The sequence below is a fragment of the Idiomarina aminovorans genome, assembly GCF_023155095.1.
GTDB classification, from domain to species: domain Bacteria; phylum Pseudomonadota; class Gammaproteobacteria; order Enterobacterales; family Alteromonadaceae; genus Idiomarina; species Idiomarina aminovorans.
In genome coordinates this window covers 235799-260287 of sequence record NZ_JAKNDA010000005.1, presented here as the reverse complement: position 1 = coordinate 260287, position 24489 = coordinate 235799, and the positions used below count along the sequence as shown (strand labels likewise).

26 protein-coding genes and 1 tRNA gene are annotated in these 24489 nt (G+C 46.6%); 5 read left to right on the top strand and 22 right to left on the bottom strand.

The window, feature by feature from the left end; genetic code table 11:
• The 8 genes from era to rpoE form a co-directional block, all read right to left on the bottom strand.
• On the bottom strand, nt 1-918 hold the full coding sequence (gene era, locus L8G48_RS11075) for a GTPase Era (protein WP_248264667.1): 918 nt from the start codon (nt 916-918) through the stop codon (nt 1-3).
• Entirely contained in the window at nt 915-1604 is a 690-nt protein-coding gene (rnc, locus tag L8G48_RS11070) for a ribonuclease III (RefSeq protein ID WP_248264666.1), read from the bottom strand. The genes era and rnc overlap by 4 nt, the downstream gene beginning before the upstream one ends.
• Entirely contained in the window at nt 1601-2521 is a 921-nt protein-coding gene (lepB, locus tag L8G48_RS11065; protein ID WP_248264665.1) for a signal peptidase I, read from the bottom strand. Before lepB ends, rnc begins: the two co-directional genes overlap by 4 nt.
• Before the next feature lie 2 nt (nt 2522-2523).
• Complete coding sequence (lepA, locus tag L8G48_RS11060; RefSeq protein WP_248264664.1) at nt 2524-4335, bottom strand: translation elongation factor 4; 1812 nt, start codon at nt 4333-4335, stop codon at nt 2524-2526.
• 84 nt (nt 4336-4419) lie between these two features.
• Nucleotides 4420-4881, bottom strand: a complete 462-nt coding sequence (locus L8G48_RS11055) for a SoxR reducing system RseC family protein (protein ID WP_248264663.1) — start codon at nt 4879-4881, stop codon at nt 4420-4422.
• On the bottom strand, nt 4881-5846 hold the full coding sequence (locus L8G48_RS11050) for a MucB/RseB C-terminal domain-containing protein (RefSeq protein ID WP_248264662.1): 966 nt from the start codon (nt 5844-5846) through the stop codon (nt 4881-4883). The genes L8G48_RS11055 and L8G48_RS11050 overlap by 1 nt, the downstream gene beginning before the upstream one ends.
• Nucleotides 5847-5850: 4 nt before the next feature.
• Nucleotides 5851-6432 carry a sigma-E factor negative regulatory protein gene (locus L8G48_RS11045; RefSeq protein WP_248264661.1) on the bottom strand — a complete coding sequence of 194 codons (582 nt, stop codon included), beginning with the start codon at nt 6430-6432 and terminating at the stop codon, nt 5851-5853.
• A 17-nt stretch (nt 6433-6449) separates the two neighbouring features.
• Nucleotides 6450-7028 carry an RNA polymerase sigma factor RpoE gene (gene rpoE, locus L8G48_RS11040; protein ID WP_248264660.1) on the bottom strand — a complete coding sequence of 193 codons (579 nt, stop codon included), beginning with the start codon at nt 7026-7028 and terminating at the stop codon, nt 6450-6452.
• A 145-nt stretch (nt 7029-7173) separates the two neighbouring features.
• Between rpoE and nadB the strand changes: the two genes are divergently transcribed.
• On the top strand, nt 7174-8775 hold the full coding sequence (gene nadB / locus L8G48_RS11035; protein ID WP_248264659.1) for an L-aspartate oxidase: 1602 nt from the start codon (nt 7174-7176) through the stop codon (nt 8773-8775).
• Here the strand turns inward: nadB and L8G48_RS11030 are convergent.
• Both L8G48_RS11030 and L8G48_RS11025 read right to left on the bottom strand, forming a co-directional pair.
• Entirely contained in the window at nt 8765-9004 is a 240-nt protein-coding gene (locus L8G48_RS11030; protein WP_248264658.1) for a hypothetical protein, read from the bottom strand. The two genes, nadB and L8G48_RS11030, sit on opposite strands and share 11 nt — an antisense overlap.
• Before the next feature lie 45 nt (nt 9005-9049).
• Nucleotides 9050-9322, bottom strand: coding sequence for an FAD assembly factor SdhE (locus L8G48_RS11025; RefSeq protein WP_248264657.1), 273 nt, complete (start codon nt 9320-9322; stop codon nt 9050-9052).
• Nucleotides 9323-9402: 80 nt separating this feature from the next.
• Here L8G48_RS11025 and ygfZ point away from each other — a divergent pair, with 80 nt between their 5' ends.
• Both ygfZ and slyD read left to right on the top strand, forming a co-directional pair.
• Nucleotides 9403-10296, top strand: coding sequence for a CAF17-like 4Fe-4S cluster assembly/insertion protein YgfZ (gene ygfZ / locus L8G48_RS11020; RefSeq protein ID WP_248264656.1), 894 nt, complete (start codon nt 9403-9405; stop codon nt 10294-10296).
• 4 nt (nt 10297-10300) lie between these two features.
• Nucleotides 10301-10792, top strand: a complete 492-nt coding sequence (slyD, locus tag L8G48_RS11015) for a peptidylprolyl isomerase (protein ID WP_248264655.1) — start codon at nt 10301-10303, stop codon at nt 10790-10792.
• A gap of 58 nt (nt 10793-10850) precedes the next feature.
• Here slyD and L8G48_RS11010 read toward each other — a convergent pair whose 3' ends face one another.
• The 7 genes from L8G48_RS11010 to L8G48_RS10980 form a co-directional block, all read right to left on the bottom strand.
• Entirely contained in the window at nt 10851-11330 is a 480-nt protein-coding gene (locus L8G48_RS11010; protein WP_248264654.1) for a methylated-DNA--[protein]-cysteine S-methyltransferase, read from the bottom strand.
• Between the two features lie 106 nt (nt 11331-11436).
• The gene (gene lysS, locus L8G48_RS11005) at nt 11437-12948 is read right to left on the bottom strand and encodes a lysine--tRNA ligase (RefSeq protein ID WP_248264653.1); all 1512 of its coding nucleotides are present in this window, start codon (nt 12946-12948) and stop codon (nt 11437-11439) included.
• 36 nt (nt 12949-12984) lie between these two features.
• A protein-coding gene (gene prfB, locus L8G48_RS11000; protein WP_248264652.1) for a peptide chain release factor 2 occupies nt 12985-14083 on the bottom strand; the annotation gives its coding sequence in 2 pieces (ribosomal slippage) (nt 12985-14007 and nt 14009-14083; 1098 coding nt in all).
• A gap of 39 nt (nt 14084-14122) precedes the next feature.
• Nucleotides 14123-15835 carry a single-stranded-DNA-specific exonuclease RecJ gene (gene recJ / locus L8G48_RS10995; protein ID WP_248264651.1) on the bottom strand — a complete coding sequence of 571 codons (1713 nt, stop codon included), beginning with the start codon at nt 15833-15835 and terminating at the stop codon, nt 14123-14125.
• 3 nt (nt 15836-15838) lie between these two features.
• Nucleotides 15839-16570, bottom strand: a complete 732-nt coding sequence (locus L8G48_RS10990; RefSeq protein ID WP_248264650.1) for a thioredoxin fold domain-containing protein — start codon at nt 16568-16570, stop codon at nt 15839-15841.
• A gap of 55 nt (nt 16571-16625) precedes the next feature.
• Nucleotides 16626-17528, bottom strand: coding sequence for a site-specific tyrosine recombinase XerD (xerD, locus tag L8G48_RS10985; RefSeq protein WP_248264649.1), 903 nt, complete (start codon nt 17526-17528; stop codon nt 16626-16628).
• Nucleotides 17529-17610: 82 nt separating this feature from the next.
• Nucleotides 17611-18096, bottom strand: a complete 486-nt coding sequence (locus tag L8G48_RS10980) for a hypothetical protein (protein WP_248264648.1) — start codon at nt 18094-18096, stop codon at nt 17611-17613.
• A gap of 111 nt (nt 18097-18207) precedes the next feature.
• On the opposite strand from L8G48_RS10980, the gene L8G48_RS10975 reads away from it, so the two are divergent.
• A tRNA-Tyr gene (locus tag L8G48_RS10975) sits at nt 18208-18292 on the top strand.
• A gap of 4 nt (nt 18293-18296) precedes the next feature.
• Here L8G48_RS10975 and L8G48_RS10970 read toward each other — a convergent pair.
• Entirely contained in the window at nt 18297-19277 is a 981-nt protein-coding gene (locus L8G48_RS10970) for an NAD(P)H-quinone oxidoreductase (protein ID WP_248264647.1), read from the bottom strand.
• Nucleotides 19278-19362: 85 nt separating this feature from the next.
• On the opposite strand from L8G48_RS10970, the gene L8G48_RS10965 reads away from it, so the two are divergent.
• The gene (locus L8G48_RS10965; RefSeq protein WP_248264686.1) at nt 19363-21006 is read left to right on the top strand and encodes a tetratricopeptide repeat-containing response regulator; all 1644 of its coding nucleotides are present in this window, start codon (nt 19363-19365) and stop codon (nt 21004-21006) included.
• 52 nt (nt 21007-21058) lie between these two features.
• Here the strand turns inward: L8G48_RS10965 and L8G48_RS10960 are convergent, their stop codons facing one another.
• The 4 genes from L8G48_RS10960 to fabZ all read right to left on the bottom strand — a co-directional run bounded on the left by L8G48_RS10960 (nt 21059) and on the right by fabZ (nt 24478).
• The gene (locus tag L8G48_RS10960; RefSeq protein WP_248264646.1) at nt 21059-22021 is read right to left on the bottom strand and encodes a glutathione S-transferase family protein; all 963 of its coding nucleotides are present in this window, start codon (nt 22019-22021) and stop codon (nt 21059-21061) included.
• Nucleotides 22022-22115: 94 nt separating this feature from the next.
• Complete coding sequence (gene lpxB, locus L8G48_RS10955; RefSeq protein ID WP_248264645.1) at nt 22116-23255, bottom strand: lipid-A-disaccharide synthase; 1140 nt, start codon at nt 23253-23255, stop codon at nt 22116-22118.
• Nucleotides 23255-24022, bottom strand: coding sequence for an acyl-ACP--UDP-N-acetylglucosamine O-acyltransferase (lpxA, locus tag L8G48_RS10950; protein WP_248264644.1), 768 nt, complete (start codon nt 24020-24022; stop codon nt 23255-23257). The genes lpxB and lpxA overlap by 1 nt, the downstream gene beginning before the upstream one ends.
• The gene (gene fabZ, locus L8G48_RS10945; RefSeq protein WP_248264643.1) at nt 24023-24478 is read right to left on the bottom strand and encodes a 3-hydroxyacyl-ACP dehydratase FabZ; all 456 of its coding nucleotides are present in this window, start codon (nt 24476-24478) and stop codon (nt 24023-24025) included.
• Between the last annotated feature and the right edge of the window lie 11 nt (nt 24479-24489).

The following is a 24489-nucleotide window of genomic DNA, read 5'->3' as shown; positions in this document are numbered from 1 at the left end:
TTAATCCTCGCGGTAACCCAGACTTTTCAGAGCCCGCTCGTCGTCTGACCAACCGGATTTAACCTTCACCCACAACTTAACCATGACTTTGTTGTCCAGAAGCTTTTCTAAGTCGCGCCGCGCTTCTGTACCTATGGTTTTCAGCTTGCTGCCACCCTGCCCAATAACCATACGTTTTTGTGCATCACGCTCAACCAGTATCAACGCATGAATGTGGGTAGTACCTTTGTCAGACTGACCAAATTGCTCTATTTCTACCGTAGTTTCATAAGGCAACTCTTCACCGGTAAAGCGCATAAGCTTTTCGCGGATAATTTCGGCAGCCATAAAACGTACTGAACGGTCAGTCACGTAATCTTCAGGATAGTAGTGATACCCCGGCTGCAAATAACTGCGTACAATTTTCCGTAATTCGTCCAGATTGTCACCATGAGTCGCTGATATTGGCAGTATTGCAGCAAATTTATGCTGTTCATTCAGCCACTGTAAATGCGGTAACAACTTTTCTTTGTCTTTTACCTGGTCAACTTTATTAATCAGTAATACCACCGGACCTTTAACCCGCTGAATTTTTTCCAGCACCATTTTGTCGTCTTCCAGCCACTTCAGGCTATCCACCACAAACAACACTAAATCTACGTCTTTTAACGCAGACGAAGCTGTCTGGTTCATCACCCGGTTAATAGCTCGCGGCTCTTGTTTATGCATACCCGGCGTATCAACATAAACGGCCTGACAGTCGCCATCGGTATCAACCCCTAAAATGCGATGTCGGGTTGTCTGCGGTTTATTTGAGGTAATACTGATTTTTTGCCCCAGCAAACGATTAATCAGTGTTGACTTACCCACGTTTGGACGGCCGACAATGGCGACAAAGCCGCTGTGTTTATTTTCGTCCAGTTCTATATCCAGCGTCATGCGCTCTCCTGCAAATGTTCTAAAGCGGCCATCGCGGCTGCCTGTTCGGCTTTACGACGGCTGGTACCTGTGCCCTTAAAAGCACCTTCGATACCCTCGACAGAACAGTTCACGGTAAATTGTTGATTATGGGCCTGTCCCTGCGTAGCAACAACCTCGTACTCGGGCAAAGGTTTTTGACTCGACTGCAACAGTTCCTGCAAGCGGGTTTTTGGGTCTTTCTGACTGGTTCCGGGCTCAATTTGCGTCAACTGAGGTTCAAACCAGTTGAGAATAACCTGCTGAACTTTATCCATGCCACTGTCCAGATAAATAGCTCCAATAATGGCTTCAACCGCATCTGCCAGAATAGATTCTCGACGGTAGCCACCGCTTTTGAGCTCACCCTGGCCTAACGACAGAAAATCTCCCAGTCCCATTTTCTTACCAAGCTTAGCCAAAGAACGGCCACACACTATGGCGGCTCGCATACGGCTTAAATCGCCTTCAGGTACTTTGGGAAATTTTTTATACAAAGCTTCGGCTATAACTAACCCCAGAATGGAGTCACCTAAAAACTCTAAACGTTCATTATGTGCTGGTGACGCACTACGATGGGTCATTGCCTGACGCAAAAAATCCTGCTGTTCAAACTGGTGACCAACAATCTTTTCCAACTTCGTTAAAGGTGGTTTGGGCAAACTCACTCAATACTCCCTAGCCTTTCAAATCGAACTCCGGTAGGAACCCATGACGGCAACCAACTATCGCGACTGCGATCCATTTCAAAGCTCATCCAGATAAAGACCGCTCTGCCAACCAGCAGCTCCTCATCGACAAAGCCCCAATAGCGGCTGTCGCGTGAGTTATCGCGGTTATCACCCATTGCAAAATACTGACCTTCAGGCACTACCCACTCGTCTTTTCGCGTACCCGGCTGGTTAAAATACAACATAGTGCGCGGTGCAACACGCGGGTCAATGAGTATTTCGTGGGTCACCTGGCCTAAATCTTCACTATAAGTTCTCAATGGAGACGAGCCGGAAAAGTATGTTCCATCTTCTTTTAGTGACGTTGAGACCACTTTCATTTCTTCACAATCGCGTTCACCTGCAGCACAAGCTGGCTGAATGTAGAGCGCTTTATTACGATAGATAATCCGGTCACCGGGTAGACCAATCACACGTTTTATATAGTCAATATTCGGGTTTTCCGGATATTTGAAAACGGCGACATCGCCCCGTTCAGGCTCTGAAGTTTCAATCAAAGTCTCTTGAAAGACAGGATCTTTAATACCATAGGAAAACTTCTCTACCAGAATAAAGTCTCCCTTTAACAGGGTTGGCATCATTGAACCCGAAGGTATCTGAAACGGTTCATACAACAACGTACGTACAACTAACACCAGAGCTATCACAGGAAAAATCGATTCGCTCAGCTCCATCAGCTTAGGCTGAGGTGCAAGATTCTCTCTTTGTTCGTCGGTTAAAGCGCTGGAGGTTTTAGTCTCAAGCTCGGCAATAACCGCCTTACGTTTTGGCTTCAGCACTCGTGCGTCGTAAAGCCAGAATAGTCCGGAGATAACAGTAATAAAGGTTAAAATAATTGAAAAATAATTGGCCATTCCTATTTGCCCACTTTTAAAACCGCAAGGAAGGCTTCCTGAGGTACTTCTACATTACCCAGGTTCTTCATGCGCTTTTTACCCTCTTTTTGTTTTTGTAAAAGTTTCTTCTTACGGCTAATGTCGCCACCATAACACTTAGCGGTTACGTTCTTACGGAGCTGCTTGACCGTCGAACGCGCAATAACATGGTTGCCAATGGTCGCCTGAATGGCGATATCAAACATCTGCCGTGGAATTAACTCACGCATTTTATCAACCAGCATCCGACCACGCCCTTCAGCGTGATCACGGTGAGTGATCATTGCCAGAGCATCCACCCGGTCACCATTAATCAGTATATCGACACGAACCATGTCCGCAGATGCAAATTTCTTGAACTGATAATCCAGTGACGCATAACCACGACTGGTCGACTTTAATCTGTCAAAAAAGTCCATGACCACTTCTGCCATAGGCATCTCGTAGGTTACCGCGACTTGTTTACCGTGATAAGTCATAGCGGTTTGCAAACCGCGCTTATCAACACACAGGGTAATAACATTACCCAAAAACTCCTGTGGAACCAAAATATGAGCTTCCACAATGGGCTCGTAAATAATTTCAATGTCGTTCACCGGCGGCAGATTAACCGGATTATCCACTTTTACCATGCTGCCGTCAGTTTTTTCTACTTCATAAACAACGGTCGGAGCGGTGGTGATCAGATCAATGTTGTACTCGCGTTCCAGGCGCTCCTGAATAATTTCCATGTGCAACATGCCGAGGAAACCACAACGGAAACCAAAGCCCAGTGCGGCGGAGTTTTCTGGCTCGTAAAAGAGTGAAGCGTCATTTAATGACAACTTACCTAAAGCATCGCGAAACGACTCGTAATCTTCTGAGCTAATTGGAAACATGCCCGCATAAACCTGAGGTTTTACTTTTTTAAAACCCGGTACCGGCTCTTTTGCAGAATTCTTCGTATTGGTCAGAGTATCGCCAACGGGTGCACCCAGAATGTCTTTAATCCCTGAAATGACATAACCTACCTCGCCGGTATGTAAAATACCGGTTTCGTGAGGCTTCGGGTCAAAGTAGCCCACCTTATCAATTTGGTAAGACTGTCCGGTGGACATTACCGTCATTTTTTCGCCCGCACGCAGGGTGCCGTTGCGTACGCGAACCAAAGACACGACGCCTTGGTAATTGTCGAACCAGGAGTCGATGATCAGTGCCTGTAAGGAATCTTCCGGCTCACCCTGGGGCGGCGGTATCTGGCGGACAATACGTTCCAGCACATCATCAATACCAATACCGGTTTTTGCCGAGCATTGAACGGCATCCACAGCTTCAATACCAACAATATCCTCTATTTCCTGCGCCACACCCATAGCATCGGCTTGTGGCAGGTCGATTTTATTCAGAACAGGAACCACTTCCAGATCCATTTCAATGGCTGTATAGCAGTTAGCCAGGGTCTGTGCTTCAACACCCTGAGCTGCGTCAACAACCAACAAGGCACCTTCACAGCCAGCCAGAGAACGCGACACTTCATAAGAAAAGTCAACATGTCCGGGAGTATCAATGAAGTTTAACTGATAGGTTTCACCATCTTGAGCTGTGTAATAAAGCGTCACGCTCTGCGCTTTAATTGTAATCCCCCGCTCGCGTTCCAAATCCATGGAATCAAGCACTTGCTCTGCCATTTCACGGTCAGTCAGTCCACCACAATGCTGAATCAGACGATCCGACAATGTTGATTTGCCATGGTCGATGTGAGCGATGATCGAGAAGTTACGAATATTACTTTGCTTGAACGCCCTGGTCGGCATTGATGATACCTCTGTAAAACTAAATTCTGACACTTAAAAAATGAGTCCCGATCATACTCATGTTGGCGACAAGAACAAAGGACTTTATGACAGTTCAGGGGGTTGAGTGCTGCCCCCGGGCGCTACCATTTCAAGTTTCACCATTGCGTTGACCTGAATGTCGCGTTTGCGAAACCAGCGTTTTAACCCCCAGAAGGTAAAAGTAAAGCCGGAAAAGGACAGTAAAATAACAACACCTTCGGATAAAATACCGGTATTTTCCAGTAGTACCGCCATAAGTAGCAAAGTCAGTATGGGTAAACCATAAAGCAATAGCGCAAAACGGGTTACGGCAGTTTCAGGAACGTCTAATTGCACCTGATCGCCCGGGTTAAAGTTCTGCTCTGTCACCACGGTAAAATCGGCATTTCTGTCAGCAAACAATTTACTTAAAATACCAGCACCGCAGTTGGATATCTGCGCGCATCCTGAGCAAGCGGTCTTTAATTGAGTGGTTACCGTAACGCGGTTGCCATCAACCGCTGTCACTTCTGCTATTTCTTTCATTATTTAACTTCTTCTGCTATTCGCTGAGCCATAGATAAAGGCACCTGACCCACTACGGTCACCAAAAAATTATTATACGGTTTTGAAAACAGAGTTTGCGAAGAAGACAACGCGAGATCGGTTTCCATAGCTGCAGTCAATTCAGCGACATAAACCGAATACTCTGCCAAACCATCAGAAAACAAGTAGTGATCAACCGGTGTCGAATCAACAACCAGTGTATGACTTTGCTGACTCAACAACTTAAAACCTTGCGGTGCCCACCGCGGTTCAATGCGGTAATTCGTTGCCGTTTTTATCCTAAGATCTTCCAACAAAGGCGGCATTTCAATACTTTTAATTTCCTTCGTTATTTCAGGAGCAGAGTCGCGAACCGATAAACTGGTCAATTGAACCTGTTCTACGATATCACCAGATTGGTTCAACATGATCATTTTTAACGGCATGCCATGCTTACGATCAACCCACAACGCATAACTGTAGCGTTGGTTGTCTTTGCTCAAAATACGAATATTCTGAGCATTACGTCCTAATACTCTGGCACCACCGCCAACAGTAACTTGATAACTGTGACTCAGGCGCTCAAAAGGCTCGGCAAAAGCGGTCGGAAAAATAGTCGTTATAGTGTTGGACTTTAATGCGTAGTTGTTTGCTGAGGTATGAAAGTGAGCCACCCGATCATCAATTCTTAATATGCGAAAATCAGGGCCGTTCATTTGAATGAGTAATTCGGTGCTGCCCGCCTGCGGGTCATTTCCCTGCAACCATTGATAAGGTTCAATCTGGTCGCCGTGTACGTGCACTAAAGAAGATTCAAAGTTCAGTTCAGTTAAGGCTTCTGCCATGCGATTGAACCAGTCTGCACCACTTTCCGCCTGTTCGCTAGTCTGCTGAGCGCTGACCGTAAAGGTGCCGGCTAATAAAATAGCGCTGCATAAAATCGACCGATACAACCGAGTTATCATAGTCTTAATTACCTTTATTGAGCTCCTGCTCTGGTTGCTCATCTTTTTCTGCTTTTTGTTGCAACATGAGTTGCTGCTGATGATCGATCAAATAAGACTGAACCTGCCGGCGTCGCTGCTGATCATTGATTTGCGACATAGGCTCAACCCGATTCAGGCTTACCGGTTCACGGCCACCACCAATGGGATTGGTCAGCAATGCAGGTTCTGCGCTACCGCCCTCAGCAGTTACTGGTTGCTGATACGTTTGTACCGTCATTACCGCAACAACGGCGACACTGGCCGCAACAGCAACTTTAGCAACAGGCTGCAACCAACGCGAAGCGGCTTTGTTCTGACTCTTAGAGCGGCCAAACCCTGGTTTTACAACCTTATTTGACTCTTGACTGACACTAGCACGGACTTGTTCACTAATATCCATACTGATATCGGTATTTAAGTCTCCTTTTATTGCCGCACGAATAACACTATAACGGTGCCATTCCTGCATAGCTTGCTCATCACCTAATAGCTGTTCAATTTCATCAGCATTAATGGATTGATCATCAAATAGCGCAGATGTCGATTCTGACTTGTTCCGAGACATAGATGCCCCTCTTTAGTTTACCGTTCCAGCAACGGTCGGAGTTGATTATCTATTGCTTCCCGGGCGCGAAAGATGCGAGAGCGGACAGTCCCTATAGGACAATCCATTTCCAGCGCAATTTCCTCGTAACCGAGACCCTCAATTTCCCTTAACGTAATTGCCCGGCGTAAATCTTCAGGCAAGTCATCAATTGTTTTCAGTACCACATCTCTGATTTCATCAGACAGCATTTGTCGTTCCGGAGAAGCACTATCTCTGAGTGCCCCTGCTCCTTCGTAAAACTCTGCGTCTTCAGCATCGATGTCGGATGCGGGCGGCTTTCTGCCTTGCGAAACCAAATGGTTTTTCGCGGTATTCACTGCAATTCGGTACAACCAGGTATAGAAGGCACTATCACCACGAAAATTCGGTAACGCTCGATACGCTTTGACAAAAGCTTCCTGTGCAACATCCGGCACGTCACCCTGTTGTTTGATATAACGCGATATCAAACTCATGACTTTATGCTGATACTTTTTTACCAGTAGATCAAAAGCCCGGTTATCACCTTGTTGTACTCTCTCGACCAACTGCTGGTCACTCACCTGTTCGCTCATCCGAGCCTGTTCTCCCTTAACCCAGGAACTGCTGGAACTGGCGGCCCGTCCTGATTGTTACTGACTGTGACAAAGCCGCGTGTAAAAAGTTCGCAAAAATATCGCCAAATGCGTAAAATTGTCCAAAATTCACATTGAGTACTTTATGGAACCTATTACAAATTATCAATGCGATGTACTGATTATTGGTTCGGGAGCCGCCGGTTTAACCACTGCTTTACAGTTAGCTGATGACTTAAAAGTCATCGTGTTAAGCAAGGGGCCGCTCACCGAAGGTTCGACGTTTTACGCACAAGGCGGCATAGCCGCAGTATTCGACGAAGATGACAGTATTGAAAGTCATATTGAAGATACTCTGATTGCTGGTGCAGGCCTTTGCGATCCCAAAGCGGTCAAGTTTACCACAGAAAACGCCCGGGAAAGTCTACAATGGTTGATTGACGCCGGTGTTGGTTTTGATCAAGTACCATCAAAAGATGACAATCCTGCGTATCATCTAAACCGTGAGGGTGGTCATAGTCACCGGCGAATTTTACACGCGGCTGACGCTACCGGCAAAGCAGTACAAACCACATTGCAGAAAAAAGCGATGGAACACCCCAACATTCAAGTACTTGAACGTTACAATGCGGTAGACTTGATAACCGGTTCACGCGTTGGCAAATCCAGTGGGTGTTACGGTGCTTATATCTGGAACCGCCAGAAAGAACAAGTTGAAACCGTTGCCGCAGGCTCCGTAGTATTAGCGACAGGTGGCGCCAGTAAAGTTTACCAGTACACCAGTAACCCGGATATTGCCAGTGGCGACGGTATTGCTATGGCCTGGCGCGCTGGCTGCAGTGTTGCCAATATGGAATTTAACCAATTTCACCCCACCTGTTTGTTTCACCCTAACGCCCGAAGCTTTTTGCTCAGTGAAGCGTTACGTGGGGAAGGCGCTTTACTGAAACGTCCAGACGGCAGTCGCTTTATGCCCGATTTTCACGAGTCTGCTGAGTTAGCGCCGCGGGATGTCGTTGCCCGGGCCATAGACCATGAGATGAAACGTTTAGGTGCCGACTGCATGTACCTGGATATTTCTCACAAACCAAAAACCTTTATTCAGCAACACTTCCCGACCATTATGGAAAAATGTCTATCATTTGGCATTGATATTTCCACACAGCCAATGCCGGTAGTTCCTGCTGCACATTACACCTGTGGCGGTGTCAAAACCGACATAAATGCCGCTACCGATTTACCCAACCTCTATGCCGTAGGAGAGGTGGCCTGTACAGGCTTGCACGGAGCTAACCGCATGGCCAGTAACTCGCTGCTGGAATGTTTAGTCTTTGCCCGTGCGGCAGCTAAAGACATTTTAACTAAACGGCCTCAGCAGCAGATTTTAAGCCATATTCCCGGCTGGGATGAAAGTCAGGTGGGCAGTTCTGATGAAGAAGTCATTATTCAACATAACTGGCATGAGCTACGCCTGTTTATGTGGGATTACGTGGGCATAGTTCGCACCACTAAACGGCTGGAACGGGCATTACACAGAATTGAATTGTTACAACGTGAAATTCACGAGTACTACTCAAACTTCCGTGTAAGCAACAACTTACTGGAGTTACGCAACCTGGTTCAGGTAGCGGAACTGATTGTAAGAAGTGCTATGACCCGCAAAGAAAGCCGAGGCTTACATTTTACTCTGGATTATCCTGACACTCTGGAAGAAGCCAGACCAACCGTGCTCAAGCCTAAAGGTTAGATATGGCCATTTGTTGTAACTGGCGCCGCAGTTTTATCTGCTGCGCCGTTGACAACTGAAACCACCAAATCCATAACCATCGGCGTTTTTGTCTGCCCATTTCTGTTTTGTAAGTCAGCGGTAATAAAACCAACAAACGACCAACCACCAGTGCTTTACTAAACAATTGGCAAGATTGATCCTGCCACCACCAGTAATGCCCGCAGACCGACACCGACAGCTTTGCCATTGGCCGCTGCAAAATGAAATAACTGTCGGGGTTCACAGAGACGTTTTACACTTTAACGCGTAACAACATAAACCGAATCATTTCAGCAAGCTCTTCGTCTTCGCATTTTTTATGACCCATAAACCAGGCGAACAGATCCGGGTCATCACAGGTAATCAGACGACGAAATACCGCTTTTTGCTCTTCACTAAGCTCGTCATAAGCCTGATCAACAAAAGGTTCAAACAAAACGTCCAGTTCCAACATGCCACGCCGGCAAGCCCAACGTAAACGACGCTTATCTTTTAGTGCTTCTTCCGATTGTTTTAACGGCAACATAAAATCTCCGCAGCAACTGCCCTTGTAATTGGATAATGTGCCCTAATATTACCACGTAAGTTATTTAATAAGGAGTCATTGTGGTTGAGTTAACGCAGCATTTTAGTGACGCAAATTTAGATAGCCTTTCCGTCCAACTGACGGATTATGGTATCCTTTCGGTATCCGGCGAAGATGCTGACAGTTTTTTACAGGGTCAGCTGACATGTGATTTGCGCAAACTCGACCAGAATAATTGGCTCTATGGCGCACATTGCGACCAAACCGGAAAAGCCTTTAGTGTCTTCTGGCTTTGTCGCGCAGCCGATGCCGTCTTTATGATCATGCATCACAGTGCCATTGAAGGCTCTTTGGCACAATTAAAGAAATATGGTGTCTTTAGTAAAGTCACCATTGAAAATGTTAGTGACGACTGGAACCTTGCCGGTGTATTCGGCAGCAATGCGACCAGCGTAGTATCAGAATTTGATGGCCGGGTAATGCAGGTTGGGAGTCATCCCGACCAATATCTATTACTTAGTCAGCAACCAATTTCTACGGATTATCCGCAGCCCTACTGGGATGCGTTGGAAATTGAACGGGTTCGTCCACAACTTTCGTCTGAAAACAGCCAGGCGTTTGTCCCGCAAATGATGAATTTGCAGGTGTGGGATGGAATCAGTTTTGACAAAGGATGTTATATCGGCCAGGAGACTATTGCCCGAATGAAGTATTTGGGCAAACAGAAGCGGGCACTCTTTCGTTTATCCGGTGAAGTAACGCCTCAAGTTACCCCAGGTATGCAATTAGAGAAAGCCATTGGCGATAACTGGCGTCGTGCAGGTACGGTCATTATGGCAGTGAACCGCACCGACACCCAAGTGGACTTATTAGCTGTTTTACCCAGTGATATTGACACTGACACAGCTATTCGGGTTCGGGATGACGACGTAAGTCTTCTGGAAATACACTCACTGCCTTATCAATTAGGTTAAACTTATGAGCGAAACCATTGCACAAAACAAAGTCGTGGCTATTAACTATGCCGTTAAAACGGAAGATGGCCAGACCCTGGACGAGTCTAAAGATGGCAGCCCACTGAACTTCATCCACGGTCGTGGCATGCTGATTCCTGGTCTGGAAAATGCACTGGAAGGCAAAACTGTCGGCGATAACTTCACTGCAGAAGTTAAACCAGAAGAAGCTTATGGCGAACGTCATGACGGCTTAATCCAGACTGTACCACGTAACCTATTCGGTGAAAACGAAGTACAGCCAGGCATGCAATTCCGCGCCAGCACGGATCAAGGTGAGCAGTCAGTTGTTATCGTTGAAGTCAAAGACGACGAAGTAACTGTCGATGGTAACCACCCATTAGCGGGTGTTAACCTGAACTTTGACGTAGAAGTTATCGAAGTTCGCGACGCGACTGAGGAAGAGCTTGAACACGGTCACGTTCACACTGAAGGCGAAGAACAAAACGATCAATAAGCCCGAATGTGTTGTAGAAAGTTAAGAGAAACCCGGCTGAGCAGCTGGGTTTTTTGTTTTACGCAACAACACTGCGCTCTAAATCTAATAACTCCTGCTTACGTTCCAGCCCGGCCGCAAACCCTCGTAAGGAACCATCCTGACCAATAACCCGATGGCACGGAATGACAATAATCAGTGGATTTTTCGCAATTGCACTGGCCACAGCACGCGTTGCTTCAGGTTGTTCCAGTTCATCAGCTACCTGCTGATAACTCAACGTTGTACCGACCGGAATTCGTTGTAGCACCGATAATACGCGTTTCTGAAAATCAGTTACCTGAGGCCACAGTGGTAAGTCGAAGTAATAATTTGAGTTGCTGAAATACGCCTGAATTTGGTGAGTAACAGCCTGCAGCACGTCGTTTTTCGGGTTGCGCTCGAATAGGCTCATATCAGGACAATGCTTTTGCCCCGAATAGTACAAGCCAATAAGGTACTGATTATCTGCTATCGCGTACATTTTTCCTAACGGTGTCGAAAACTCAGAATAGTACATAGAAATCTCGCTTTTTGGCGCTGCGCTGATAAAAAAACGCGTTAACTGACGATAGAAAGTGACTATAGCCGTTAACGCGTTTTCTACCTGATTTTTAGCCGGCTAATTAATCAGCTTTTGGACGCATATGCGGGAACAATAATACATCACGAATTGAAGCCGAATCGGTTAGCAACATAACCAGGCGGTCGATACCAATACCCTCGCCTGCTGTAGGTGGCATACCGTGTTCAAGCGCGGTCACGTAATCTTCATCGTAGAACATCGCTTCGTCATCACCCGCTTCTTTTTGTTCAACCTGTTCGCGGAAACGTTCAGCCTGATCTTCGGCATCGTTCAGCTCTGAGAAACCATTGGCTAATTCACGGCCGCCGGCAAAGAACTCAAAGCGATCAGTCACAAACGGATTGTCGTCGTTACGACGTGCCAGTGGCGAGACTTCTGCCGGATACGCTGTAATAAAGGTTGGCTGAATCAAACGGTGTTCAGCAACAGTCTCGAATATCTCAATTTGGATTTTGCCTAAGCCCCAGGATGATTTGACACTGACTCCAACCTGCTCGGCAATTTTCGTTGCGCTACTCAGGTCATTAAGTTGCTCCGCCGCCACTTCCGGCATGTACTTGATAATAGCTTCCAGTACGGTCATACGCTCGAACGGCTTACCGAAGTCGTAATCAATGCCCTGACTGGTGAACTGAGCTGAACCTAATACGCTCTCTGCCGCACCACGCAGCATTTGCTCGGTTAAATCCATCAAGTCATGATAATCGGCATACCCCCAGTAGAATTCCAGCATGGTGAATTCCGGGTTATGACGGGTTGAAAGGCCTTCGTTACGGAAGTTACGGTTAATTTCAAAGACTTTCTCAAAACCGCCAACCACTAGACGCTTCAGGTATAGCTCTGGTGCAATACGCAAAAACAGCTCCATATCCAGCGCATTATGATGCGTGCTGAATGGACGCGCTGCTGCACCACCAGGAATGGCCTGCATCATCGGCGTTTCAACCTCCAGGAACTGACGTTCGCTTAAAAAGCGACGAATGTAATCAATGACTTTAGAGCGCACCATGAAGGTGTTTCGGGATTCATCATTTGTAATCAGGTCCAGGTAACGCTGACGATAGCGGGTTTCCTGATCAGCCAGACCATGGAATTTATCGGGTAGCGGACGCAACGCTTTGGTCAATAGGCGGATGTCGTCAACCTGAACGCTCAACTCTCCGGTTCCGGTGATAAACAAGGTACCAGAGACACCAATAATGTCGCCTAAGTCCCACTTCTTAAATTCGGTGTTGTAGTAACCCTCCGGTAAGTTATCCCGGGCAACGTACACCTGAATTTTTCCACTCATATCCTGAATGGTTGCGAAACTGGCTTTACCCATAATACGTCGGGTCATCATGCGACCAGCAACCTTTGCGCGAATGCCCTTTTCTGCCAGCTCTTCTTTGCTGACATTGTCGAATTCAGCGTGCAAGTCGGTCGCCAACGAATCCCGACGAAAATCGTTCGGGAATGCGATACCTTTATCGCGAAGCGCCGACAGTTTCGCCTTTCGTTGTGCGATCTGCTCGTTTACATCTACTTCGGGTGCTTGCGATTTATCAGTCATTATCGATTTTCCTCTGTCGGGATACTTAAATTAAACTCACAGCCCGCTTTTTAAGCTGGCCTCAATAAATGGGTCCAGGCCGCCGTCAAGAACGACCTGAGTGTTACGGTTTTCGATGCCCGTACGTAAATCTTTTATACGCGAATCATCCAGAACATAAGAGCGGATCTGACTCCCCCAGCCGATATCGGCTTTTGAATCCTCCAGCGCTTGCTTCTCTTCGTTCTGCTTCTGAATCTCCATTTCATACAGTTTTGCTTTCAACTGCTTCATGGCTGAATCACGGTTTTTATGCTGCGACCGATCACTCTGGCACTGAACAACAATACCGGATGGTTCGTGCGTTATACGAATAGCCGAGTCGGTCCGGTTAACGTGCTGACCACCCGCACCTGACGCACGGTAGGTATCAACCCGCAAGTCAGACGGATCAACCTCGATATCAATATCGTCATCCACTTCGGGAAAAACAAACACCGACGCAAAGGACGTATGGCGGCGATTACCGGAATCAAAGGGTGATTTACGCACTAACCGATGCACACCGGTTTCGGTGCGCAACCAGCCGTAAGCGTATTCGCCCATTATATGCACGGTTGCCGATTTTATTCCGGCCACATCACCTTCGGAAAGCTCGGTGATTTCGGCCTTAAAGTCATGCGCCTCGGCCCAACGCAAATACATACGCAACAAGATATTAGCCCAGTCCTGAGCCTCAGTACCGCCGGAACCAGACTGAATATCCAAGTAGCAGTCAGCCGAATCGTTTTCTTTAGAAAACATACGACGGAACTCCAGGGTTTCCAACTGTTTTAATAAGCCAGACAATTCATCCTGAGCCTCGTTGAAGGTATCTTCATCTTCCGCTTCTACCGCTAAATCCACTAAGCCTTCAACATCATCCAAGCCCTGCTGTAGTTTATCCAGGGTCTGGAGCACTTGTTCCAGTGCCGAACGTTCTTTACCTAAGGCTTGTGCTCGTGGTGGATCATCCCAGACACCGGGTTGTTCCATTTCACGAGTCACTTCTTCCAGACGCTCTAACTTGGCATCGTAGTCAAAGATACCCCCTAAGCGAATCACTCCGCTCACGCATATCTTTTATGTTGTTGTAGGTTGCGTTGGTCTCAAACATGCGACTGCCTAATTCTGTTAATTCCGAAGGGGGCATAGTTTAACGTATCGCGCGAATTTGCTCCACCAACAACTGAACGTTTGTGCGCCCACGGAAGTGATTCAGTTGAGGCTTGTATAAAACTTCAACAAACGACACCTGTTGTGTTGGCAATTGTTGTGTATCGATATTAAACGCAATAGCATCCAATAATTCGCCTTGCGGATGTCGTAACACCAGTTTCAGGTGACGTTCGCCAACAATGCGTTGATCGACCAGTTCAAACTGACCATCAAACATCGGTTCCGGAAATTGCTGACCCCAGGGGCCTGCGTTTTGCAGCATACTAATGCTTTCTAATGACAGTTGTGGTGCAGTCAGCTCTCCGTCAGACCAAAATACTCGTTGTTTTTGTTCTTCAGATAACCACTCAGACGCAACTTGCTCAGCCAACTCAGAAAACCGTGTTAAGTTTTCTTTTTTCAGCGTTAACCCCGCCGCCATTGCATGTCCGCCGAAACGCTTCATGATCCCCGGCTCCAGGCTATGAATTCGCTCCAGTAAGTCACGCATGTGTAAGCCACTAACAGAACGGGCCGAGCCTTTAAGAAATTCTTCGTCATCGTTAGCGAAGGCAATAACCGGCCGGTTTACTTGTTCTTTTACCCTACCGGCGACAATACCAATGACACCGGCATGCCAGTCAGGCTGATACAAAGTGACCAAATCCGGCATCTGGCCCTGATCAAAACGCAGCTTCGCAACGGCGCTTTCAGCGTGCTCGCGCATTTCGGTTTCAATGGATTTACGTTGCTGGTTTAAGTCATTCAATTGCTGAGCCAGCTCCCGCGCACGAGATTCATCGCCTAACAAACATTCAATACCCAAACCAATGTCATCGAGTCGCCCTGCGGCGTTAATGCGTGGACCTAAAGCAAAACCTAGATCGCTGGCAGCTAACTCACTCGCATTGCGATTAGCAACTTCCAGCAGAGCGGTAATACCCGGCCGGCTCATGCCCTTTCGAATACGGGCAATACCTTGCTGTACCAACACGCGGTTGTTGTAATCCAGCGGAACAACATCGGCAACGGTTCCCAAAGCCACAAGATCCAGCCAGTCGGCTAAATTCGGGAGCGGCTCAATACCGCCCTCACGCAGTGCTGAACGCAAAGCCAGCAAAACATAAAAAGCAACGCCGACACCGGCTAAATTCTTACTTGGAAATTCGCACCCTTCCTGGTTCGGGTTAACAATAGCGTTGGCAACCGGAAGTTCAGACGGCGGTAAATGGTGATCCGTTACTAAAACCTGTATGCCTTTTTCACGGGCAACAGTAATGGCTTCATGCGCGGCGATACCGTTATCCACCGTAATAATAAGCTGCACGTTTTCTTCAGCCAGTTGTTCGACCATAGCAACAGAGAGTCCGTAGCCGTCTGTCATTCGGTTCGGAACCTGATAACCAACCTGTTGTAAACCAAAAGCCTGCAAGGCAGAGACCATTAGCGCCGAGCTGGTGGCTCCATCGGCATCAAAGTCTCCGCAAATACAAACTTTTTCTTGGTTTTTTAATGCATTTCGAAGCAGTTCAACGGCTTCATCAATATCTTTCAATGACGAAAAGTGAAGCAGCCCTGAAGCTTTCAGAGATAATTCGTCGGCGCTACGCACCCCGCGCCGCGCATAAATTTGCCGCAACAAAGAGGGCATTTGTTGCGGCAAAAAATTATCGTCAACCACTTCATAACGACGTATTTCATAGTCACTCATGAATTATTGCGACTCACCTTTGCGAATTTCAGCGGCTAACCGCGATGCAGGAACGGCGCCGGGGATCAGGCGGCCATCAGGCAGAACAATGGCGGGCGTTCCGGTTACACCGAAAGATTTGCCCAACTGATAGTGCTCTGCGACAGGATTACTGCAACTTGAACTACCGCTGTAATTTTTTTCGTCTTTGAATGCGCTAATAGCGGATTTTTTATCATCAGCGCACCAGACCGTTTGTAACTGCCGACCACCTTTACTATCCATGCCCCCGCGAGGAAATGCTAAGTACTTAATGGTAATACCTTCGGCGTGATAACTGCCCATATTTTCATGTAAGCGCTGGCAGTAACCGCAAGTTGTATCGGTAAAAATGGTGACCTGATATTTTTCATTTTCTGCCGGATAAACGATCATATCGTCAGTAAAGCCTTTCAGCATTTTCAGCCGTACTTTTGCCATCGCCGCTTCACTTAGGTTTTCTGGTTCACTACCGGTAATGTCGAATACGTTCCCACTAATCAGTCGCTCACCATTGTCAGAAACATAAAACATGCCTTGATTGGTAATAGCCCGAATGTAGCCATCAATTTCACCGGGTTCTGTCGACAGTACTTCGATACCCATCTTGTTCAAATGACGGGCATCAACCTCATTTTGTTCCGCACCCAAAGTGGATAAGCTGAAACTTGCAACGACTAAACCGGCTAAACCTACTAAAGACTGTAAATTGCGCATAAATACCTCATAAATTAACTGTCCGAACCCTACCCTTTTACCGACTATAATGCAATTAGCCCCGTGGATGATGCTGAGCATGCAGTGCCTGAAGACGCTCGCGTGCAACCTGAGTATAAATTTGTGTGGTGGATAAATCACTATGCCCCAATAGCATCTGTAACACGCGCAAATCGGCACCGTGGTTTAACAAATGGGTTGCAAACGCGTGGCGCAACGTATGAGGCGATAGATGCGCATAAATGCCGGCTTCTTCGGCGTAATGCCTTAATCGGTACCAAAATGCCTGGCGTGTTAACAGTGAACCTCTTTGCGTCACGAATATCCAGGAGCTGCTTTTATCCGTTATCGCCGGGCGTCCATGTTTTAAGTAACTGTCGAGCCACTCAAGAGCGTCTTCACCTAAAGGCACCAAACGTTCTTTATTGCCCTTACCGATAACTCTGACCAAACCTTGCTGGCGGCTAAGCTGATCGTACTGCAGACGAACCAGCTCGGTTACCCTCAACCCGCTGGCATAAAGCACTTCCAGCATGGTTCGGTCGCGCAGGCCAATAGGTGTTTCCGTGTCGGGTTGCTCCAGTAAGGAGATAACGTCGTCTTCACTTAACGAATGCGGAATACTTTGTGGCAATTTAGGGCGTTTTAAGCGCGCCGTAGGATCAACCGGTACCCACTGCTGCTTTACTGCAAACTGAAAGAATTTTTTGGCCGAGCTTAGAAAACGGGAGGTACTCCGGGGCGATAAACCTTGAGTCCGGCGCCACAAAAGATAGTCCTGCAGCACGATTTCATCGGTTTCCAGTAAAGACTTTTTAAGTGGCAGCAGATACTCACAGAATCGCCGTAAATCACTGCGATAAGCAGCCTGAGTATTTTCACTAGAACCATGATGCAGCCACAAATACTCAGTAAAAGCATCAATGCGGTCTTCGTCCTCTGGGCGGAGTTGCTTCATGGGTCATTCAAGTCAGCGAAGTGATAATAACATTATGCAATATTGAAACAGTGGCGGGAACTGTTAGTAACGAATAAAACCTTTAATGCGTAATACCTAACTTTTGCAGCACATCGTAAAGACCGGCAGGCCCTCTATGTCGATGTTCGTCTTTTTCTTCGGTCTGTGGCTGCTTTTTCTTTTCCAGACGCTGGCGAACTCTCCAGTCCAGATTCTGCACCAGCTCAAACGGCAAACGATCCGGCGTAGCATCCGGAATTAAAGGCTGAGGATGAGTAGCGTCCTGTAATTTGAAGTCTGATAACTGGCTTGCTGTTGCGTACACTCCGCTGGCTAAAACCGCGCCTGACTGAACATCCAGCGGGCGCAATCTGCCGGCACCAATAGTGCGCTGCCAGTTAACCTCACTGGGGCACTCTGAAATGACCGGGTCAGCGCCCAACGCCGATACCCAATAAGCAAACTCACCAGAAAAACCGTGGTTAACGGCTTCGCTGGCGTGTTGCTCAAAGAAATGAGCGGCCTGGTTTTCGACAGCACTATTCTGAACAGCAGAAACTTGACTCATTTAGACTCTGGATAATCGGTTACAGATACTTCTGTATCGGCCAAAGTCCTAAAAGTTTAAGTTTTCTCTTTACAGCAACGCTAAGACTGTTATTATACGCGCTTCTTGAGTGGAGGGGTTCCCGAGTGGCCAAAGGGATCAGACTGTAAATCTGACGGCTCAGCCTTCGCAGGTTCGAATCCTGCTCCCTCCACCATTTATTACTTTTCCGCCAGCTTTACAACAACCTTTCCCTGAGTTTTGTTTGCTGCCACATAATCCAACGCTTGCTGAATATCGTCTGCTGCAAAAACTTTATCGATGATGGGTTTTATTCTGTTATTTTTGAACTTACCGCCAAAGTCTCGCCAGAGGTCGCTTAAAATACGTCCTTTTTGCGTCGATGACAGGGCACGTAACGTTGATCCTATCAGGTTTTGACGTTTCATCAGCATCCGCCCAAAATCGACTTCACCACTACGACCACCCATTAAACCAATTAATATAATACGCCCGTCTTGTGCCAGATACTGCTGATCTTTTGCTATTGACTCGCCTGCAACCGGATTTAAAATCACATCAACCTCGCCTAACGCTTTAACCGCTTCAACAATATCCTGTTGATAGCGATTAATGACGGTTTTTGCACCAAGCTCCAGACAAAATTTCGATTTTTCCTCGCTGCCGACTATCGCAACAAGCTCATTGCCACTCTCCCGACACAACTGTATTAATGAGGAGCCCACACCACTGGCACCCGCATGAGCCAGTACGCGTTCTCCCGGCTGAAGGTTAGCTAATTGAAAAACGTTCAGATAAGCCGTTGCAAAGGTTTCCAGCCAACCCGCGGCCGTTTCATTACTCCAGTTTTCAGGCACAGGTAATAATTGACTGGCTGAAACATTGACCTTTTCGGCGAAACCACCGCCAGCTAATAAGGCACTGACACGCTGTCCTGGTTCCCAGTCGGCCACTTCAGCGCCAACTCGTTCTATAACACCACAAACCTCTAACCCGGGAATTTCTGATGCGCCTTTCGGCGGCGGATACTTGCCCGCAATCTGCATTAAGTCAGCGCGATTAATGCCCGCACTTAACACTCGCAGCTGAACCTCTTTGCATTGAGGTTCGTCTAACGCTGAGTGACTTCGCCACCGCACTTTTTGTCCGGAGTCATGTTCGATAATTTGAATTGCTTTCATATCAGCCTCTGTTGCCGCTTAACATTACTGACTTTAGCCAGTATGCTGTCGGTATCGAATGTTATCAGGATACTGTTTGAAATTAATGGACAAAACCTTAGAGCTCAATAATAAACGTGTGCTATTGATTGATGACCAGAAACCTTTTCAGGTCATGCTCCAGGGCTTGTTATTAAACTTGGGGGCGAAAGATGTTCAGGTCAAGACCACCGGCGAAGCAGGCATTACTGCTTACATTAAAAACCCGCACGATATTCTGTTAGTCGATTACAATTTAGGCCGCGGCCGCAATGGCCGGCAAGTTCTGGAAGAACTGCAAACTCGCGGTTTAATGAAAGAGCATACGCTGTTCTTTATAATCACTGGCGATAACAGCCGCCCTATGGTGCTGAGCGCGCTTGAACTGCAGCCAGACGATTACCTGATGAAGCCATTCTCTCAGCGTGTGTTGCGCTCGCGCCTGGTGCGTGCTTATAAACGCAGAATGTGGTTAAAAGATGTATTTAAAGCGCTTACCAAACATGATTACGAAGCCTGTATTAATGCCTGCCAAAGGCACATACAATCGAATAGCCGCTACAGTAACTACTGTCGCAAGCTGCAAATTGAGCTCTACAATAAAACCGGGCAACTGGATAAAGCTGAAACGGAAATTAAAGAATTATTGGAAGATAATTCTCACAGCTGGGTATTCTTAAAACTGGCTGAAACCCGGCTATTACAAAACTCGCCCGAGGAGGCGCTTAATATCCTTAATCATATTATTAAGCGTATGCCCAATGCTATTGAGGCGCATGATTTAAAAACCGAATGCTATGTCCAACAGCAACTGCTGGAAGAGGCTTTAGAGAGTGCCCGTGATGCTATTACTCTGGCTCCGTTTTCTATTGAGAGACAAACCAAGCTTGCTCATTTAGCCCGCGGTAATGGTGACTTCGACATTGCTAAGCAAGCTATGAATAACGTTTTGCAAATAGCCCGTAAGTCAGTGTTTCGTAATGCGCATCATTTGTGTAATTATTTACGCAGTATTCTGGATGCCGCAGAAAACAGCGATACACCGCAGCAAATCAGTAAGTATCAAACCGAAGCAACCATGGAACTGCAACGCGCACGTTACGATGAGCATCTGCTACATGCCGATATTTCCTTTGAAGACTTAGAAGCCATTCTATTATCACGCATTGACTCTTTTAACGGTCGCCTGCGTGAAGCCCAACATCGTCTTAACGAGGTTGTCGGGGAGAGTCTGGCTAAAGACCAACCGATTAATAAAGATCTGTTGCCCGACGTTATCGCTATTCTGCTGGATGTTGGTGAGTATGAAAAAGCCAATAAACTTGCAGCTTATAAAGATGACAACCTGTTGCTCGACGACTATACCGCTAAAATTTTACAAGCCAGAGTAGCGGCGGCCAAAAAACAGCAAAACAGTTTCTTTAAAACTCACAAAGCCGGTACCGAGGCCTATCAGGAAGCTAGCTACAATCGCGCTCTTGAACTGTTTAAAAACGCTATGGAAATAGCTCCGATGAACAGTGGAGCCGCTCTTAACTTTATTCAGGCTGCCGTCCGCTTTATTGAAGAAAACCCTAAAGCAGCGCGCGGGCGTTTGAAAAATGAGTGTGATAACTGCTTTAAAGTGCTGGAAGGTCTCCAGCTATCCATCAACCACAGTAAACGTTATGAACGCTTACTGCAGCAAACTGAAGAGCTGGAATTGCGTTAACTTAACTTCTGATTAGCCGCCAACATTCCCCGATGCCTTGCTAAAATAACACTCATGACTGGGTGCTCCCCGACTTAGCTCTGTTATGTGCTTGATGAAAATCGATTTCAGGTCCTTTTGGCACCACCTGTGTCGGATTAATCGTGGTGTGGCTGGCGTAATAATGGGTTTTAATATGATCCATCACCACCGTTTCTTCCACACCCGGGTACTGATACAGCTCTAACAGGTAATTCCAGATATTAGGGTAATCGACAATGCGCTTTTTATTGGTTTTAAAATGCCCGAAGTACACGGCATCAAAACGAACTAAGGTGGTGAATAATCGCCAGTCAGCTTCCGTCAGTTTATCGCCTGCTAAGTAACGATTCTGGTTAAGAATACTTTCAACCTTATCCAAAGCAGAAAACAAAGACTCATACGCTTCTTCATAAGCCTCCTGTGTGGTCGCAAATCCATTACGATAAACACCATTATTAATGTCGTTATAAACCCATTCGTTAACCTCTTTTATCTGCTTTTGCTTATCCGCAGGAAAAAAGTCCAGTGAGTTACCGGTCAGCTCATTAAAAGATGAGTTAAAGATACGTATGATGTCTGCCGACTCGTTGTTCACTATGGTTTGCGTTTTCTTGTCCCATAATATGGGAACGGTAACCCGACCACTGTATTTCGGGTCAGCTTTTAAATAAATTTCGTAAAGAAAGTCACAGTGATACAAAGGCTCATTAAGTGGCGCACCTGAGAATTCCCAACCGTTTTCCAGCATCAAAGGGTGCACAACAGACACATCAATATGCTTTTCCAGCCCTTTTAACTGACGAAAAATCAGCGCGCGGTGCGCCCAGGGACAAGCGTAGGAAACGTACAGATGATAACGTCCGGATTCCGGTTCAAACTCAGTACCTTCGGCGATAGTGTTGCGAAACTGTGATTCACTGCGAACAAAGCGCCCGCCATGCTTTTTGGTGTCGTACCACTTATCGTGCCATTGGCCATCAACTAATAACCCCATAATAAACTCCTTAACTTCAGATACCTCTATCATAGAGTCTATTTTTTGGAATTATTAGCGCATTATTTTCTATTTATTATTCTAAAAAACAGAATTAAAGAAAGGATTCAACGATATTCGCAGCTTTTTCGCTGGCCGATACCTTTAACTGTTGATGTATATTCGTAAATTGCTCTATGAGCGGTTGGTTATCCTGCTCAATTAACTGTTCAAGGGCTTTTGCGATGGCATCTTCCGAGGCTTCAGACTGAGCCAGCTCCGGCACAATTTCTTTACCCGCTAACAGGTTTGGCAGCGAAAAGAATGGCGCATGGAATAAACGCTTTATGATTTGATATGACAACCAGTGGAAACGATAACCAACCACCATAGGGCGTTTTATTAAGAGCGCTTCAAGCGCAACCGTTCCGGATGTCAGTAATAAGTAGTCAGCTGCCGCCATCGTTTTGCGGCTTTCACCGACCGGCGTTGCAATATCCAGTTCCGGACTATTTTGCTCCACCAAATTTTGAAACTGCTGAGCTCGCTCTTTGCTTATCATTGGCGCAACAAACCGAAGTTGCGGATATTTTTTTGCCAGTTTTTTCGCTACCTGCAAAAATAATGGCGCCATTCGGCCAATTTCTCCCTTACGGCTCCCCGGTAAAATAGCCAGATACGCCCCTTCCTCTTCAAGCTCCAATTCTTGTCGGGCTTCAGCTTGATTCCATTGCATAGGGATATCATCCGCAAGAGGATGACCGACAAAAGTTGCCGGCAACTCATGCTTGTTGTAAAAGTCCTTTTCGAAGGGCAATAAGCACAGCACGTGATCTACCGCTTTTTTTATCCCCTTAATACGCCCCTCACGCCACGCCCAGACAGACGGACTGACGTAATGAATGGTCGCTATTCCGGCTTTTTTTAGACGAGTCTCAACAGTAAGATTAAAGTCAGGCGCATCAATACCTATCATCACGTCCGGCTGTTCGGAAACTAGATAGTTCACCAGGTTTTTCCGATGGCGCAATAATTTAGGCAGTTGCTGGAAGACCTCAGCAATGCCCATAACCGCCAGGTCATCCATTGGGAAATACGAGTCCATTCCCTGCTCAGTCATCAACGGCCCGCCAACACCAATAAAAATAGCATTAGGGTGTTGTTTTAAAATGGCCTGCATAAGCCCTGCACCTAAAAGATCGCCAGAGTGTTCGCCGGCGACAATTGCTATTTTAGGTGGCTGCTTGCTGACCATTACGGACGAATAATGCCCCGGGAAGTGTTTTCAACAAAATCAGTAAAGCCCTCAAGGGCGGGCTCATTTAATGCGGCGATATTCTCCAGCGCTTCATCAATAGTCAGGCTGGAACGATACAAAATTTTATAAGCTCGACGAATATTTTGAATCTGCTCAGAGGAATAATTGCGTCGTTTCAGACCTTCGGCATTGATAGTCCGGGGTTTTGCATTATGCCCTTGTGCCATCACAAATGGCGGGATGTCCTGAACCACAATCGAATTAACCGCGGCAAAAGAATGCGAGCCAATATGACAGAACTGATGAACTCCGGTCATACCGCCTAAAATAACCCAGTCTCCCACGTGAACATGACCCGCTAAAGTTACCTGATTAGCAAAAATATTGTCATTACCAATGATGCAGTCATGTGCCACGTGCACATAGGCCATAAACAAGTTGTTATCACCAATTTTAGTGAGCGAGTTATCCTGAACCGTACCACGGTGAACAGTTACTGATTCACGGAACACATTGTTGTCACCAATAACCAGTTCAGTCGGTTCACCGTCGTATTTTTTATCCTGGCAATCCTCGCCCACCGAGGCAAATTGATAGATCGTATTATTGTCACCAAGAGTTGTCGGACCTTTTAAAACAACGTGCGAGCGAATATCACAATTGTCGCCGATAACAACATCAGGACCAATGATTGTCCATGGACCGACACTGACGTTAGTACCAAGTTTTGCACCCGGGTCAATAATTGCGCTTTCGTGAATCACTTAAACTTCTCTTCTTGCACAGAGGATTTCGGCGGTACAGGCAACGTCGCCGTCAACTTCTGCGAGCCCGGTAAATTTCCAGACACCCCGACGTTCTTTCTCAAAAGTAACAAAGAAATCTACCCTATCACCCGGGATAACCTGACGTTTAAAACGTGCTTTATCGATACCCGCAAACAGGTACAGATCATTTGCACTTTTTTTACTTTCTGTAATTTTAAAACCAAGTAAACCGCAAGCCTGAGCTATAGCTTCCAGCAACAATACCCCCGGAAAAATAGGCTTAGCCGGGAAATGTCCATTAAACATGGGTTCATTAAAAGTGACATTTTTAATCGCATGTAATGAATCTTTAGAGTTTGTTTCTATCACTCTATCAATTAATAAAAACGGATAGCGATGAGGTAATAATTCCAGTACCTCTTGAATATCAAATCCTGATTCCTTAATTTTCAAACCTTTCACCT